14 protein-coding genes are annotated in these 16,184 nt (G+C 60.6%); 13 read left to right on the top strand and 1 reads right to left on the bottom strand.

Features of this window, described 5'->3' with window-relative positions; all coding sequences use genetic code 11:
• Positions 1 to 72 precede the first annotated feature (72 nt).
• Genes ACYZT8_RS02735 through ACYZT8_RS02725 form a run of 3 tightly spaced genes read left to right on the top strand, consistent with a single transcriptional unit; the run spans position 73 to position 2,812 of the window.
• Entirely contained in the window at positions 73 to 861 is a 789-nt protein-coding gene (locus ACYZT8_RS02735; protein ID WP_461979044.1) for an ABC transporter ATP-binding protein, read from the top strand.
• A complete protein-coding gene (locus tag ACYZT8_RS02730; protein ID WP_461979042.1) occupies positions 858 to 1,805 on the top strand; it encodes an ABC transporter substrate-binding protein in 948 nt (315 codons plus the stop codon). The genes ACYZT8_RS02735 and ACYZT8_RS02730 overlap by 4 nt, the downstream gene beginning before the upstream one ends.
• Positions 1,802 to 2,812 carry a FecCD family ABC transporter permease gene (locus ACYZT8_RS02725; RefSeq protein WP_461979040.1) on the top strand — a complete coding sequence of 337 codons (1,011 nt, stop codon included), beginning with the start codon at positions 1,802 to 1,804 and terminating at the stop codon, positions 2,810 to 2,812. The genes ACYZT8_RS02730 and ACYZT8_RS02725 overlap by 4 nt, the downstream gene beginning before the upstream one ends.
• Before the next feature lie 58 nt (positions 2,813 to 2,870).
• Here the strand turns inward: ACYZT8_RS02725 and ACYZT8_RS02720 are convergent, their stop codons facing one another.
• Entirely contained in the window at positions 2,871 to 7,427 is a 4,557-nt protein-coding gene (locus tag ACYZT8_RS02720) for a hypothetical protein (RefSeq protein ID WP_461979038.1), read from the bottom strand.
• A 293-nt stretch (positions 7,428 to 7,720) separates the two neighbouring features.
• Between ACYZT8_RS02720 and urtA the strand changes: the two genes are divergently transcribed.
• From urtA to ACYZT8_RS02670, 10 genes are all read left to right on the top strand, one after another.
• Positions 7,721 to 8,986 carry an urea ABC transporter substrate-binding protein gene (urtA, locus tag ACYZT8_RS02715; RefSeq protein ID WP_461979036.1) on the top strand — a complete coding sequence of 422 codons (1,266 nt, stop codon included), beginning with the start codon at positions 7,721 to 7,723 and terminating at the stop codon, positions 8,984 to 8,986.
• A 141-nt stretch (positions 8,987 to 9,127) separates the two neighbouring features.
• On the top strand, positions 9,128 to 10,630 hold the full coding sequence (urtB, locus tag ACYZT8_RS02710; RefSeq protein ID WP_461979034.1) for an urea ABC transporter permease subunit UrtB: 1,503 nt from the start codon (positions 9,128 to 9,130) through the stop codon (positions 10,628 to 10,630).
• On the top strand, positions 10,630 to 11,709 hold the full coding sequence (urtC, locus tag ACYZT8_RS02705) for an urea ABC transporter permease subunit UrtC (protein ID WP_461979032.1): 1,080 nt from the start codon (positions 10,630 to 10,632) through the stop codon (positions 11,707 to 11,709). Before urtB ends, urtC begins: the two co-directional genes overlap by 1 nt.
• Positions 11,706 to 12,575, top strand: coding sequence for an urea ABC transporter ATP-binding protein UrtD (gene urtD, locus ACYZT8_RS02700; RefSeq protein ID WP_461979030.1), 870 nt, complete (start codon positions 11,706 to 11,708; stop codon positions 12,573 to 12,575). Before urtC ends, urtD begins: the two co-directional genes overlap by 4 nt.
• A gap of 139 nt (positions 12,576 to 12,714) precedes the next feature.
• Positions 12,715 to 13,413 (top strand): urea ABC transporter ATP-binding subunit UrtE, encoded by a 699-nt coding sequence (gene urtE, locus ACYZT8_RS02695; RefSeq protein WP_461979028.1) that lies wholly within the window; start codon positions 12,715 to 12,717, stop codon positions 13,411 to 13,413.
• Between the two features lie 30 nt (positions 13,414 to 13,443).
• Entirely contained in the window at positions 13,444 to 14,283 is an 840-nt protein-coding gene (locus ACYZT8_RS02690) for an urease accessory protein UreD (RefSeq protein ID WP_461979026.1), read from the top strand.
• Positions 14,284 to 14,457: 174 nt separating this feature from the next.
• Entirely contained in the window at positions 14,458 to 14,760 is a 303-nt protein-coding gene (ureA, locus tag ACYZT8_RS02685; protein WP_103495230.1) for an urease subunit gamma, read from the top strand.
• 9 nt (positions 14,761 to 14,769) lie between these two features.
• Positions 14,770 to 15,303 carry a GNAT family N-acetyltransferase gene (locus ACYZT8_RS02680; RefSeq protein WP_461979023.1) on the top strand — a complete coding sequence of 178 codons (534 nt, stop codon included), beginning with the start codon at positions 14,770 to 14,772 and terminating at the stop codon, positions 15,301 to 15,303.
• Between the two features lie 6 nt (positions 15,304 to 15,309).
• Positions 15,310 to 15,843, top strand: a complete 534-nt coding sequence (locus ACYZT8_RS02675) for a GNAT family N-acetyltransferase (protein WP_461979021.1) — start codon at positions 15,310 to 15,312, stop codon at positions 15,841 to 15,843.
• Entirely contained in the window at positions 15,843 to 16,151 is a 309-nt protein-coding gene (locus ACYZT8_RS02670) for an urease subunit beta (protein WP_461979019.1), read from the top strand. Before ACYZT8_RS02675 ends, ACYZT8_RS02670 begins: the two co-directional genes overlap by 1 nt.
• The last annotated feature ends 33 nt before the right edge of the window (positions 16,152 to 16,184 follow it).

The raw sequence follows: 16,184 nt of genomic DNA, 5'->3' as shown, positions 1-16,184 counted from the left end.
TGGAGATCCCTGTGGGAGCGGGCTTGCCCGCGATAGGGCCCTCAGCAACACAAAAAATTTCAGAGTAGATGCATGACCTCGCTGAACCTCACAAACCTCGCCTGGACTCCTCTGGGCCACGGCCATTGCCATCACCAGTTCCAGCTGCGTGATGCTTCCCTGCACGTGGCCGCTGGCGAGTTCGTCGGGTTGATCGGCCCCAACGGCAGCGGCAAGACCAGCCTGCTGCGTTGCGCTTATCGCTTCAGTAAACCGGAGAGCGGCGAGGTCCGGCTCGACCACCACAACGTCTGGAAGCAATCCTCGCGCTGGTGCGCCCAACGTATCGCCGTGGTGTTGCAGGAATTCCCAGACGCCTTCGGCCTGACCGTCGATGAAGTGGTCGCCATGGGCCGCACGCCACACAAAGGCCTGTTCGACGGCGACACCCTCGAAGACCGGAATCTCGCGACCCAGGCCCTCGAATCCGTCGGCCTCAAAGGCTTCGAAGACCACGCCTTCGCCACCCTCTCCGGCGGTGAAAAACAGCGTGTGATTCTTGCCCGCGCCCTCGCTCAACAACCGCAATTGCTGATTCTCGACGAGCCGACCAACCACCTCGACCCGCGCTATCAGCTTGAACTGCTGCAACTGGTCAAACGCCTGAAGATCGGCACGTTAGCCAGCATCCACGACCTCAATCTGGCCGCCGCTTTCTGCGATCGTTTGTACGTGCTCAATCACGGTCGCATCGTCGCCAGCGGCACACCGAAAGAAGTCCTGACCGCCCCGCTGCTGCGCGAAGTATTCGGCGTCGAAGCGCTGATCGATCAACACCCCTTGCACGGCTACCCACGAATCACCTGGATAACCCAACCATGACTTTGCGTTCCCTGCTTTGCGTCGCCTTGCTGCTGGGCAGTGCCCAAGCGTTGGCCGAGGCCACGAAGTATCCGTTGACGATCCACAGCTGCAACCGCGCAGTGACGTTCAAGCAAGCGCCGAAACACGCAGTCAGCCACGACATCAACATGACCCAGATGATGCTCGCCCTCGGCCTCAAGCCGAGCATGGCCGGCTACAGCGGCGTGACGGGCTGGAAGTCGGTCACGCCCGAGATGCAGACCATCCTCGACGGTTTGCCGGAGCTGGCAGCCAAATACCCGTCGGTGGAAACCCTGCTCAACGCCAACGTCGATTTCTTCTTCGCCGGTTGGGATTACGGCATGCGCGTGGGCGGCGACCTCACGCCGCAAACGCTCCAGCCATTGGGCATCAATGTCTACGAGCTGACCGAGTCCTGCGCCTTCGTCATGAAGCGTCCACCGGCCAGCCTGGAAGACACTTACAACGACCTGCGCAACCTCGGCAAAATCTTCGACGTGCAGGATCGCGCCAATACCCTGATCGCCGACATGCAGGCGCAAGTCGCCGAGGTGCACAAGGATCTGCCTGCCGATAAGCCGCGGGTGTTCCTCTACGACAGCGGCGAAGACCGCGCCATGACCTCCGGCCGCCTCGGCATGCCGCAGGCACTGATCGACGCGGCGGGCGGGCGCAACATTCTGGACGACGTCGAGGCGAGCTGGACCCGTGTGAATTGGGAAAACGTGGTCGAGCGCAATCCGCAGGTGATCGTGATCGTCGACTACGGCGAAGTCACCGCCGAGCAGAAGGAGCAATTTCTGCTCAATAACAAGGCGCTGCAATCAGTGGACGCGATCAAGAACCAGCGCTTCATCGTGATTCCGTATGTGCAGGCCACGCCGGGCATCGACAACGTGCTGGCGGTTGAAACCCTGGCCAAAGGGTTCCACGGCGAATGATGGATCGTCGCTATGCCTTGCTGCTGGTGACGCTCGGTGCGCTGTTGCTGGTGTCGTGCGTAGTGTCGCTGGGCTTTGGTCCGGCGCGGGTTCCGGTGGACGTGGTGTGGCGGATCCTGCTGCACAAGATGTTTGGTTTCGGCGCTCCGGACTGGGCCGCAGGACAGGAACATATCGTCTGGCTGATACGAGTACCGCGCATGCTGTTGGGCGCGCTGGTGGGTGCCGGGTTGGCGCTGATCGGCGCAGTGTTGCAAGCGGTGACGCGTAATCCACTGGCTGATCCGCACCTGCTCGGGGTCACTTCCGGCGCCACCCTTGGCGCAGTGATCGTGGTGCTGCACGTCGGTGAAATCGTCGGCCTGCTGACCTTGCCGATTGCGGCGTTTATCGGCGCGCTGCTCAGCATGTTGATCGTATTGCTGATCGCCAATCGCAACGGTCGGCTGGACAGTGACCGGCTTCTGTTGTGCGGCGTGGCGGTGTCGTTCGTGATGATGGCGATTGCCAATTTGCTGCTGTTCCTCGGCGATCACCGGGCGAGTTCTGCGGTGATGTTCTGGATGCTGGGCGGGCTCGGGTTGGCGCGTTGGGAGTTGCTTGCGGTGCCGGCCGCCAGTGTGTTGCTGGGGCTGGTTTTGTTGCTGGGCATGGCCCGACCGCTGAACGCTTTGATGGCTGGTGAACAGACGGCCGTGACCCTTGGGCTCAACGCCCGCACCGTACGCCTGCGCGTATTTTTGATTGCGTCGTTGATGACGGGCGTGCTGGTGTCGATCAGTGGCTCCATCGGGTTTGTCGGGCTGATGGTGCCGCACATTGCCCGTCGTCTGGTCGGGGCCGAACACCGGCGATTGTTGCCGGTGTGTGTATTGCTGGGCAGTGTGTTTCTGGTGTGGGTCGATGTTGCTGCGCGCACGCTGATCGCTCCCGAAGACTTGCCGATTGGCGTGGCCACGGCGGCGATTGGCGGGTTGTTTTTCATCGGCCTTATGCGACGCCGCTGAGCCGCGCCCGCCCGTAAAGCGCGGCTCAACAGGCGTTCAGATCATTGAACGCTGCGCTTCACAGTTCGTCACGATCCGGCGTCGCCGCCGGTTGCACAGGTGGCTTCCAGGTCGCATTCAGTCGCCCGCGACGGTGCCAGTAATCATCGGTGTCCAATACTTCAAGCCGGCCGACGCTTGCGAGTCTGGCGAGGTATGCCGCGACCCCGTCCCTTGCCTCCTCGCTGAACAATACCGCTTCCTGCTGCGAGAAGCTGGGGGTGAACTTGAACAGAGCCCCTCCACGACCGGTGAAATAGCAACTACCCCCGGAGACCCCACTCTTTTTCAAAACGTCTCTGCTGAACCACAGGTCGGCCAGGGCCAGGTTATCCAGAAGCAATCGATCAGACTCGCTGGGGTCCGTCACGAACAGACTGAAGCGTTTGTAGAACTGATGAACAGCCACCCATTTGTAGTCCTCGGGAAAAACAGGTAATGGCAAGGGCTGCGCACCCGGCGCCGTGACCGGTGCAATTGGCCCGCCCGGCCCGGAATAAAACAGCGCGCTGGCAGCGCCGCTGTCGAGGCCGTCTTCAAGCGGCTCGACGGCAACGAACGAAGCCGTCGCCTCATGCATCAAAACACCCCCCAGATACTGCTTGCCGACGTACTCGCCAATCTGTCTTTGGGCGGAGCGTGCCGCATCATCGGCATGTGCGAATACCGGCCCGAGGGCAAAGCGGTTATCCAGCGCCCATCTCACCAACCCGATGCCGGTTTTGACACCCCGGGCATCAACCCTGAACGGCGACCAGAAAGTGCTGCGCACCACGGCCTGCAACTCACCGTTGGCGATCACTTTGCGCAGATACTCGATTAGCGATTCGTGCCCTGATTGCAGTACTTTCTCGTACGCGACGGCGGCATTTAACCGGGTCCACTCCGGTGCGCTGGCCTTGGGCTTGTATCGCAACAAGGCACCATCGGCGCAGGACACAAAGACGTTGAGAAAAGTAGTCACTGCCCCCGTGCGCACACGAACAGCTTCCAACCCGTACGTCAGATCCCGAGGCGAGATGAAGCTCTGATTCAAGTCATGCGGCAGTCGTCCCGCCCCGGTCGACGGACACAGATAGATTCCCTCAACGCGATACCCCAGGGGTAATAGCCCATCGGGAAATACCCGCTCGACGGCGAGACTTCCTTGCCTCCCGTCGATCGGCAACGTCGTCACATACTGCTCGGCCTTAAGCGACTTGAGCACGAACCCGAACATCAATCGGGTTCGAGTTCCAGCCGCTCGATGGACATGCCGTACGGCGTCGTCCATTTGCGTGAAGACCGGACTGAGCGCCGGATCAGCGATGGCCGACCGATGCACCTGCGATAGGGCTTCCCTGGAATAAGCACTCCATTGTGACAACTGCCTGGCCTTGCCCCACAGCCGACTACCCGCGATCACTTGCAACCTGCCGGCTCTTGCAACCTGATTGACGTATCCACTCGGGGTTAGCGTGCCGTTGCGCATTTGCAGTTCTATCGGGGTATGCCTGCGCTGCAATTGGCTGGGTGGTGCCAAAGCCCCGGCAAGTTGTTTTTCGACAGCACTTGCGCTGACGGTGTAGCTGATCAGGCTGCCATCGAGCCCCAGCAGATATTCCTTGCCGGGTGACAGAGAGGTTGAAAGCCCGGAGCCGGTCAGGATATCCCCAAGAAAATCGGTGGAGAACATGTTGAGGTACACGTCCCGTTCGCGGTTCGACAGCGCGAAAATCGGCTCGACCTGCATTCGGGAGTGGTAACGGGCAACGACCGTACTCCCGGCCAGAAACAACCCTTCGTCAGTCAATTCATCCAGACGAATCCAGCTGGCCGGGAAGTTCTCGACCTCGACGGCCACCGGCAACGTCGCGACAAACAAACCATCGACGCGACGCAGCACCAAGCCACCGTAGATCCGCTCACGCCGAGAGCCCAACTGCGCCAGCGCATAGCGTGCGGCATCATCCGGCGACAGAAAGACCGGGCTGAGGGCTCGTCGCTGGATCTGTACGAAAGGTTTCCAGTCAGTGCCGACAACGCCCGCCTCGTCCCATAGCTCACTGGTGCGCAGCACCTTCAGTTCTCCGGCCTTGGCGATCAATTGAAGGACGTTGGCATAGGGTGGCGTGCCGTTGAGCAACACCGACCTCAGTTGCTGCAAACCTTTAGTGTCGAACTGTGTTGAGGTGGCCGAGAATTGATACCGCAACAAGGCCCCATCCAGGGTCGCGACGAAAACGCTCAGGTCTTGTAAATGCGTAAGACGTTGCGTGCCCTCGTCGTCATAGATGGCCGCCGCCAGATCGGTTATGGAAGCAAAATGTCGGGCGAACCAGGCATCCGCTGTCGATAACCCGTCATGGATCCAGCATGCCGAGTAATACAGCGCGAGAGTGCGAAACTCGTCGATCAACACCGGCGCGCCAAAGTCGCTCGCCTGATTCAATGCACCCAGGCGTCCGACAGGCACCGTATCGGTCGCCACGTACTCATCGCGGTCCTTGTGTTTAAGAATGAATCCCCAACCCGCCGCAGCCGTGCGGTAGTCGAGCCTGGCGCGATGACGGGCGTTCAGCACCGCTTCTTCGGCGCTGGAAAAAATCGCCCCGAGTACCGGAGCGGAAACGTCTGTACGGGCTGCCTGATTATTTGTCTCATCACCCAGCACGGTTCCTCGAGGGCCCCACACGTCGTTGCCAACCACCACACGCAATTTGCCAGTGCCGGCCAGTTCGTCGACCACTGCACTGGGCTCAAGTGTGCCGGCCGCCAACGCCTGATCTATCAGGGTTTTGCCATCAGCGAGCACGACAACCCGTCCTTGCAGTCTGTTGCGAGCCGCCACTTTCGAGGCGTCGGGGCTGTAAACCAGCAGGCTGTCGGCCGAGCCGGACAGGTAGAAATCGACAACATGTGCGCTATTGTCTAGCACCGAATGAATGTCTTCGGCGGTGAACATTTGCGCCTCCGTCAGCTGCTCTTGAGCGTCGTCACGTGCGATTGACACGGAGTCGGTTTGCCAACGCGAGGCATACAGCCCATGAAACGAGTACCCCTCGACCAACATGATCGGCGCGCCGGAGGCATCGAGGGGGCAGAGCCTGTCCAGCGCAAACCGTGGTTTTGCGCAAACCATCGGTTCTGTGGCGACAAAGCGTTTGTTCTGATCCTGCAAAATCATCCCGGCGAAGCCTTGCTCTCGACGGCTGCCGATGTACTCGTGCGCGAAACGTGCGGCATCGTCCGCCACGAGGAAAGCGGGACTTAAACGCCGCAACCTGGCATAGGGTTGCCAGTCGGCGCCAACGTTCCCGACAACATCCCACAGCGGGCTGTCCTTCAGCACTGTCAGCTCGCCGGCTGCAGCCACCTGCCTGATGTAATCCCCGGGCTTGAGCGTGCCAGCCTTCAGCTTAGCGTTGAGACCCGCGCTGTCCTTCAGCGGATCTTCATCGAGGTGCGCCGAGGGGCGGTATTGCAATACGGCTCCGTCTCGAGTCCGGGCGTACACCCTCAGATAGTCGGGGTATTCCTGCCGATAGACATCCCATAGCGAAAACTTGATGCCCGCAGCCAACTCGTCCGGTGAAAAAAATCGCTCATAAAGCCAAGGCTCGCTGGCGCTCTGCGCGCCATCACTGTGCGATAGGAAATAAACGCCGTGAAGGTCGAAATCGAGCAACCTCTCCAGCTTGTGATCAGCTTTCCTCGGAAAGGTGTTGAACAATTCCATGGCCACCTCCAGCTGACTGGAGAGAACCGGATAGGTCGCCATGCACTCCGAACTGCCGGCAGATGTCACTACAAAACCCAGATACACGCTGCCGGAGGTTGTGGATACGCTCGTTGCTGCGGCTTCGATGGCCTTGTCCACTTGATCGGACACGGCACAAAAAAAAGGCTGTGAAACGGGTCGGTTGTGCCCCAACGCGGTACCGAGGGTCCAGCTCGCCGACACGTTTCCACGTACACCGCCCCACTGATCATTTGGCACCAGTACGCTCAGCGTGCCGGTCGTGGCTACCTTCTGAATCAAAAGCTCGACGTCGGTGAATGGCCCGAACGACTTGAATCCCTGCTCAAAGAGCTTCTTCTCCTCAGTCGGCTGAGTCGACTCGTACTTGATCAGTGAACCATCCGGCCCCGACAGATAGTGACGCTGGCCATAGGGGCCCGGGTCCTGCATGTGGCTCAGAATATGGTGTCTCGGAAAAAAACCGAGGCTCAACTTGATCTGCTCGGCCGTCCAGCCCGGGTGAACACGCAGGACTTCAGCGTGATTTGCCGAAAGAGACAGGTAATACGCCGCGCCACTGTAGCCCTGGGGGACGAATAGTTCCCCGGGGTTATCGGTAGACAGCAGGGTGTCGAAATCGAAACGCCCTTTCATGCCTGCTACAGGTAACGTGGGCTGAAATTTTCCGTCGCCACGTTGCACGATCACACCGCCGTAAGCCCTGTCACGGCGTGCGCCGATCTGCCGGTGTACCCAGTAGGCGGCATCATCTGCACTGATGAATGTCGGACCCAGGGCAGGAAATCTGGCCGTCCCTCGAAGTGTTGAAGGTGTGCTGATAGAGGTGCTGTCCATGCGCTGCTCACTGGATTGAGAAACCACGATGATCAAGATCCTGGAGCGCCGCAGGTGGTACATATTTATCGCCCGCAGGGTTTCGGCTTTTGACGCTGCCGGCACCAATGCTGCGCACGACGATGCACCCGCGCCTTGATCAAGCCCCAGTCTGGTGCGCCTCCGTGTTTACGGAAGGCTCTATTACGCTATTTCCCTGCCTCTGCCGAACAGGCACAGCCCTTGCTAAAGACCCTTTAGTAGTCCGCATCTGCCAACCCAGAAAAATTACTAACGTTCATGGAGATCGCACAATGAAGCGTCGCAGCTTGATCAAGGCTTTCACACTCACGGCAAGTATTGCCGCGATGGGCATGACCTGGACCGTCCAGGCCGCCGAGACCATCAAGGTCGGTATTCTGCATTCGTTGTCCGGGACCATGGCGATCTCCGAAACCTCGCTCAAAGACATGGCGTTGATGACCATCGACGAGATCAATGCCAAGGGCGGAGTGAACGGCAAGATGCTGGAACCCGTGGTCGTCGACCCCGCGTCGAACTGGCCGCTGTTCGCGGAAAAGGGTCGTCAGTTGCTGACTCAGGACAAGGTTGCCGTGGTGTTCGGTTGCTGGACTTCGGTGTCGCGTAAATCGGTATTGCCGGTGTTCGAAGAGCTCAACGGTCTGCTGTTCTACCCGGTGCAATACGAAGGCGAAGAGATGTCGCCGAACGTGTTCTACACCGGTGCCGCGCCGAACCAGCAGGCGATCCCGGCGGTGGAATACCTGATGAGCGAAGAAGGTGGCAGCGCCAAGCGTTACTTCCTGCTGGGCACTGACTACGTTTACCCGCGCACCACCAACAAGATTCTGCGCTCGTTCCTGCATTCCAAAGGCGTGGCGGACAAGGACATCGAAGAGGTCTACACCCCGTTCGGCCACAGCGATTACCAAACCATCGTGGCCAACATCAAGAAATTCTCGGCCGGTGGCAAGACAGCGGTCATCTCCACCGTCAACGGCGACTCCAACGTGCCGTTCTATAAAGAGCTGGCCAACCAGGGCTTGAAAGCCACCGACGTCCCGGTCGTGGCGTTCTCGGTCGGCGAAGAAGAACTGCGCGGCATCGACACCAAACCGCTGGTGGGCAACCTCGCGGCATGGAACTACTTTGAATCGGTCGAGAACCCGGCGAACAAAAAGTTCGTTGCCGACTGGAAAGCCTACGCGAAGAAACACAACCTGCCAGGCGCCGACAAAGCGGTGACCAACGACCCGATGGAAGCCACGTACGTGGGCATCCACATGTGGGCGCAAGCGGCTGAGAAAGCCAAGTCCACCGACGTCGACAAAGTCCGCGAAGCCCTCGCCGGCCAGACCTTTGCCGCACCGTCGGGCTACACGCTGACCATGGACAAGACCAACCACCATTTGCACAAGCCCGTGATGATCGGCGAGATCCAGGCCGATGGTCAGTTCAACGTCGTGTGGCAGACCGAGGGGCCGATCCGCGCCCAGCCGTGGAGCCCGTTTATTTCGGGTAACGACAAGCGGCCGGATTATGCGGTGAAGAGCAACTAAGCCACCTCGCACAGCCTGATCGTTCCCACGCTCTGCGTGGGAATGCAGCCAGGGACGCTCCGCGTCCCAAAAGCGGACGCGGAGCGTCCGGTGAGGCATTCCCACGCAGAGCGTGGGAACGATCAATACAGGACTCCCGCTATGCGCATCGCCCTTTACCGTCTTATTCTCGCCCTCGCGCTTTTACTGCCGATGGCCGCACATTCAGGCGACGCCGAAGACTTCGTCGCCGCCAATCCCGTGCAGCAAGCCAAGCTTCTCGAATCCTGGGCCGCGCAGCCCGACCCGGCCCGTGTCGAATTGATCAACGCCCTGCAACAAGGCGAGTTGACCGTCGACGGCCAACCGAAAACCCTGCGCCTGAACAATCGCCTGCGGGGTCTGATCGACACCGCGCTGGCCAGCCACCAATTGCTCGCCGCCGACGCCAAAATCCGTCTGGCCGCCGCGCAGCAATTGCAGAAAAGCGCCAAACCCGCGCAGCTGAAATTCCTCGACCATCAACTGGCGGGTGAAAAAGATGAAAGCGTTCATGCCGCTTTGAGTCTGGCCCTGGCCAACCTGCAACTGGTCGACACCGACCCGTCCGTGCGCCTCGCGGCGGTGCGTCTGCTCGGTGAAACCGGCGATCCACTGGCGCGCACCCGCCTCGAAAGCCTGCTCGAGCCGGGCGTCGAAGCCGACGCTACTGTGCGCACCGCCGCCGAAACCAGCCTGGCTCAAGTCAAACGCAAACTGCTGATCGGCGAGATCCTCGGCCAAGCCTTCAGCGGCATGTCCCTGGGTTCGATTTTGCTGCTCGCGGCTTTGGGTCTGGCGATCACTTTCGGCCTGCTCGGCGTGATTAACATGGCCCACGGCGAGATGCTGATGCTCGGCGCTTACTCGACCTACGTGGTGCAGCTGATGTTCCAGCGCTTCGCCCCGCAAGCCATCGAGTTCTACCCGCTGATCGCGTTGCCGGTGGCATTTTTCGTCACCGCAGCGATCGGCATGGCACTGGAACGGACGGTGATTCGTCACCTCTACGGCCGCCCGCTGGAAACCCTGCTGGCGACCTGGGGCATCAGTTTGATGCTGATTCAGCTTGTCCGGTTGCTGTTCGGCGCGCAGAACGTTGAAGTGGCCAACCCGGCGTGGCTGTCGGGCGGGATTCAAGTGCTGCCCAACCTCGTGCTGCCGTACAACCGCATCGTGATCATCGCCTTCGCCCTGTTTGTAGTGGTGCTGACCTGGCTGCTGCTGAACAAGACGCGCCTGGGTTTGAACGTGCGCGCCGTCACCCAGAACCGCAACATGGCCGCCTGCTGCGGCGTGCCGACTGGGCGCGTCGACATGCTCGCCTTCGGCCTCGGCTCCGGCATTGCCGGCCTTGGCGGCGTGGCGCTCAGCCAGATTGGCAACGTCGGCCCGGACCTCGGCCAGAGCTACATCATCGACTCGTTCCTGGTGGTGGTGCTCGGGGGTGTCGGTCAGTTGGCCGGTAGCGTGCTGGCCGCGTTCGGCTTAGGGATCGCCAACAAAATTCTCGAACCGCAGATCGGCGCCGTGCTCGGCAAGATCCTGATCCTCGCGCTGATCATTCTGTTCATCCAGAAGCGTCCGCAAGGCCTCTTCGCACTGAAAGGACGGGTGATCGACTGATGAACCAGCCCCTGATGCTCACGGCCACGCAAAAGGCCGGCCCCAAAGTCACGATCGCCGTTGGCGCAGTGATCCTCGTTCTATTGCTGTCGTTGCCGTTGCTGTCGTTGTTGTCGCCGGACAGCGTGTTCCACGTCTCGGCCTACACGCTGACGCTGGTGGGCAAGATTCTGTGCTACGCCATCGTCGCCCTCGCGCTGGATCTGGTCTGGGGTTACGCCGGTCTGTTGTCCCTCGGCCACGGCCTGTTCTTCGCCCTCGGCGGTTACGCGATGGGCATGTACCTGATGCGCCAGGCGTCGGGCGATGGCTTGCCGGCGTTCATGACCTTCCTGTCGTGGACCGAATTGCCGTGGTACTGGACCGGCACCAGCAGCTTTCTCTGGTCGATGTGCCTGGTGGTTTTAGCGCCGGGTTTACTGGCGCTGGTGTTCGGGTTCTTCGCCTTCCGCTCGCGGATCAAGGGCGTGTATTTTTCGATCATGACCCAGGCCCTGACCTTCGCCGGGATGCTGCTGTTCTTCCGCAACGAAACCGGGTTTGGCGGCAACAACGGCTTCACCAACTTCCGCACGATTCTCGGCTTTGGCATCACCGAACCGGGCACCCGCGCAGTGTTGTTCTTTGCCACGGTGGTGTTGCTGGTAGCGAGTCTGTTTATCGGTTGGCGCCTGGCGCAAAGCAAATTCGGACGCGTGCTGACGGCGCTAAGGGATGCGGAAAACCGCCTGATGTTCTGCGGCTACGACCCGCGGGGTTTCAAGCTGTTCGTCTGGGTGTTGAGTGCGGTTTTGTGCGGCCTGGCCGGGGCGTTGTATGTGCCGCAGGTCGGGATCATCAACCCGAGTGAAATGTCGCCGACCAACTCGATTGAAGCCGCCGTCTGGGTGGCGCTGGGTGGACGCGGCACGCTGATCGGGCCGCTGCTTGGCGCGGGCGTGGTCAACGGGATGAAGAGCTGGTTCACCGTGGCGTTTCCCGAGTACTGGCTGTTCTTCCTCGGCGCATTGTTCATTGTCGTGACCTTGTATTTGCCCAAAGGCGTGATCGGTCTGCTGAAAAAGAGAGGTGAGCAATGAGAGTCACTGCGACGGCGGAATTCATGCTCGAACCGGCGTTTTTCCCAGTGGAGCCCAACAAGGACGCCGGCAGCAGCCGCGACGCCATCGGCCTCGGACAACGCGTCGGCCCCGGACTGAATACGCGCCACGGCACGATCCTGACCCTGGAAGACATCAGTGTCAGCTTCGATGGCTTCAAAGCCCTCAACGATCTGAACCTGTACATCGGCGTCGGCGAATTGCGCTGCATCATCGGTCCCAACGGAGCCGGCAAGACCACGCTGATGGATGTGATCACCGGCAAGACTCGACCCAGTCACGGCAAAGCCTGGTTCGGTGAAACCCTGGACCTGACGTCGATGAGCGAAGTGCAAATCGCCCAGGCCGGCATCGGTCGCAAGTTCCAGAAACCGACGGTGTTCGAAGCCTTGAGCGTGTTCGAGAACCTGGAACTGGCGCAGAAAACTGACAAGTCGGTGTGGGCCAGCCTGCGGGCTCGCCTCAGTGGCGAACAGAAAGACCGCATCAGCGAGGTGCTGGAAACCATTCGCCTGGCGGCCTCGGTCAATCGCCCGGCGGGGTTGTTGTCTCACGGTCAAAAGCAGTTTCTGGAAATCGGCATGCTGCTCATGCAAGACCCGCAATTGCTGCTGCTCGACGAGCCGGTGGCGGGCATGACCGACGCCGAGACCGAGTTCACCGCCGAACTGTTCAAGAGCCTCGCGGGCAAGCATTCGCTGATGGTGGTGGAACACGATATGGGTTTTGTCGGTTCCATCGCCGACCACGTCACCGTGTTGCACCAGGGCAGCGTGCTGGCCGAAGGGTCGCTGGAGCAGGTGCAGGACAATGAGCGCGTGATCGAGGTTTATCTCGGCCGCTAGGTATGCGAATAAAAAACCTGTGGGAGCGGGCTTGCCCGCGATAAGGCCGGTGAATCCAACATATTTGTTGACTGATACTCCGCTATCGCAGGCAAGCCAGCTCCCACAGGGTTCTGTGTGACACAGAAGGAATTTGAAGATGTTGCAAGTCGACAAGCTGCACCAGTACTACGGCGGTAGCCACATCCTGCGGGGCCTGACGTTTGACGTGAAGGTCGGTGAAGTCACTTGCCTGTTGGGGCGCAACGGCGTGGGCAAAACCACGTTGCTCAAATGCCTGATGGGTTTGCTGCCAGCCAAAGAAGGCGCGGTGAACTGGGAAGGCAAACCGATCACCACGTTCAAGCCGCACCAGCGAGTGCATGCCGGGATCGCTTATGTGCCTCAAGGGCGCGAGATTTTCGGTCGGCTGACCGTGGAAGAAAACCTGCTGATGGGCCTGTCACGATTTCCTGGTTCTGAAGCCAAGGAAGTACCGGCGTTCATCTACGAGCTATTCCCGGTGCTGCTGCAAATGAAGCAACGACGCGGCGGTGACTTGTCCGGCGGCCAACAACAGCAATTGGCGATCGGTCGCGCACTGGCCAGCCTTCCACGGCTGTTGATTCTTGATGAACCCACCGAAGGCATCCAGCCGTCGGTGATCAAGGAGATCGGCGTGGTGATCAAGAAACTCGCGGCCCGTGGCGACATGGCGATTCTGTTGGTAGAGCAGTTTTACGATTTCGCCGCAGAACTGGCCGATCAATACCTGGTGATGTCCCGGGGCGAGATCGTGCAGCAAGGTCGCGGCGAAAACATGGAAGCCGAGGGTGTACGTGGTCTGGTTACGATCTAATCTGAAGCGTCCTGACGATAATTAGAAAATATGAATTTACCTGTACCCACTGTCCTGTTCACCCCCAGCTGGCACGCCGAGCTGGAACTGGGCTACGCCCGTTTCGGCGACAGCACACGCCCGGTCCAGCGCCGGCACAAAGGCCCATTGCGGGTGCAAAAGCACCTGTACGCCGAAGGGCCGCACGTGTGCCAGCACATCATCGTTCATCCGCCCGGGGGCATTGCCGGCGGGGATCGACTGGATATCTCGGCGAGCGTCGGTACGGACGCCTGGGCGCAAATCACCAGCCCGGGTGCCGCCAAGTGGTATCGCGCGGCGGGGCCCGCCTATCAGCGGTTGGCGTTGAAAGTGGCGCCCGGTGCGACACTGGAATGGCTGCCGCAAGAGACGATCATCTTCAGCGACGCTCAGGCCGAGCTCAGCACCTCCATTGATCTGGAGGGCGACGCACGGTTGTTTTACTGGGACGTCGTGGCACTGGGCCGACCGGCCAGTGGCGAGCGCTTCGACCTCGGGCATTTTCAGGCGCAACTGGATATCCGCCGCGACGGCCAGTTGCTCTGGCACGAACGCCAGCGCATTGTCGGGGATGACGGTCTGCTCGACTCGCCGATTGGCCTGGATGGGCAACCGGTGTTTGCGACGTTGCTGGTGACGGGGGAGGTTGATAGCGAGCTGCTGGAAACCTGTCGCTCGCTGCCCAATGACGTGCGCGGGGATCTGACGCAATTGCCCGGACTTTTGGTGGCGCGGTGCCTGGCCAGTGAAGCCCTGCTTGCGCGCGGTTGGATGATTGCGCTTTGGAAATTATTACGTCCGGCCTTACTTGGCCGCGAGGCGACACCGCCAAGAATCTGGAGCACGTGACATCACTGCACACACGATCGATGTAGCAGCTGCCGAGGTACGAGGCTGCGTTGGGTTGCGCAGCGGCCCCAGAGGGCGGTCCTGCGGACACGCAACGCAGCCTCGTACCTCGACAGCTGCTACAGAACACAATTCGCTTGCGATTTATTAACTGCCGATTATGGATTCCAAACGATGGACCTGACCCCACGCGAAAAAGACAAGCTGCTGATCTTCACCGCCGGCCTCGTGGCCGAGCGGCGTTTGGCGCGCGGCGTGAAACTCAATTACCCGGAAGCCATGGCCTACATCTCCGCAGCGCTGCTCGAAGGCGCGCGTGACGGCCGGACCGTGGCCGAGCTGATGCACTTCGGCACCACCCTGCTCAACCGCGAACAAGTGATGGAAGGCATCCCGGAAATGATCCCGGAGATCCAGGTCGAAGCGACCTTTCCCGACGGCACCAAACTGGTCACCGTTCACCAACCCATCGCCTGAGGACGCGCCATGACTTATCAAATCCGCGATGCGCTGCGCGCCGACCTGCCGGCGATCCGTGACATCTACAACGACGCCGTGCTCAACACCACGGCGATCTGGAACGAACAGGCCGTGGACCTGGGCAACCGCCAGGCCTGGTTCAGCGCCCGGCAAGCCCAGGGTTATCCGATCCTGGTGATTGTCGACGGCGATAACAGCGTGCTGGGCTACGCTTCATTTGGCGACTGGCGGCCGTTCGACGGTTTCCGCCACACCGTGGAGCACTCGGTCTACGTGCGCAGCGACCAGCGTGGCAATGGTCTCGGCCCGCAATTGATGACGGCGCTGATCGAGCGCGCCAAAGGCTGCGACAAGCATGTGATGGTCGCGGCCATCGAAAGCGGCAACGCTGCTTCCATTCGTTTGCATGAACGGGCCGGTTTCGTGATCACCGGTGAGATGCCGCAAGTGGGCACCAAATTCGGCCGCTGGCTGGACCTGACCTTCATGCAACTGACCCTCAATCCTGGCGCGGAGCCGCCACCCGCCAACAAGGAGTAACTCACGATGAACGCCGCTCAACTGCGCCGCGTCAATGTTGAAAGCTTTGCGCACTATCGTCAGGGTTTGATTGATCTGCTGCTCGACGCTGTCGGCTATGGCGCCAGTGTCGGGTTCATGGCCAATCTGGACGCCACTCAAGCCCGCGCCTATTTCGATGACGTTCAGGACAACCTGAACAAAGGCAACGTGCTACTGTGGGTGGTGGTCAAGGACGAGCAAGTGCAGGCCAGTGTGCAATTGACCCTGTGCCAGAAAGCCAATGGCCTGAACCGTGCCGAAGTGCAGAAGCTGCTGGTGCGCGAGCATGCGCGCCGTCGTGGCCTGGGCCAACAATTGATGAGCGCGCTGGAACAGGCCGCGCTCCAGCACAAACGCGGCATGCTCTACCTCGACACCGAGGCCGGTTCCCCCGCCGAAGACTTCTACAAAGCCCTGGGTTACACCAAATCAGGTGAAATCCCTGACTACGCCTGCGACCCGACCGGCCAGTACAAACCGACCGCCCTCTACTACAAGATTCTCCAGGGAGCGCACTGATGATTCCCGGTGAATACCAGATCCAGCCCGGCGACATCGAACTCAATGTGGGCCGCCGCACTGTCAGCCTGAAAGTGGCCAACAGCGGCGACCGGCCGATCCAGGTCGGCTCGCATTACCACTTCTTCGAAACCAACGACGCCCTGACCTTCGACCGCGCGGCCAGTCGCGGCATGCGCCTGAACATCCCCGCCGGCACCGCCGTGCGCTTCGAGCCGGGGCAGAGTCGTGAGGTTGAGTTGGTAGACCTGGCCGGGCATCGCCGGGTGTTCGGGTTTGCCGGCAGGATCATGGGTCACCTCGACTGACACCGGCCCCTGTGGCGAGGGGGCTTGCCCCCG

It is taken from the genome of Pseudomonas sp. LB3P93, from assembly GCF_054898025.1.
The sequence above is the reverse complement of the archived record's forward strand: the minus strand, read 5'-3'. Positions and strand labels throughout refer to the sequence as shown.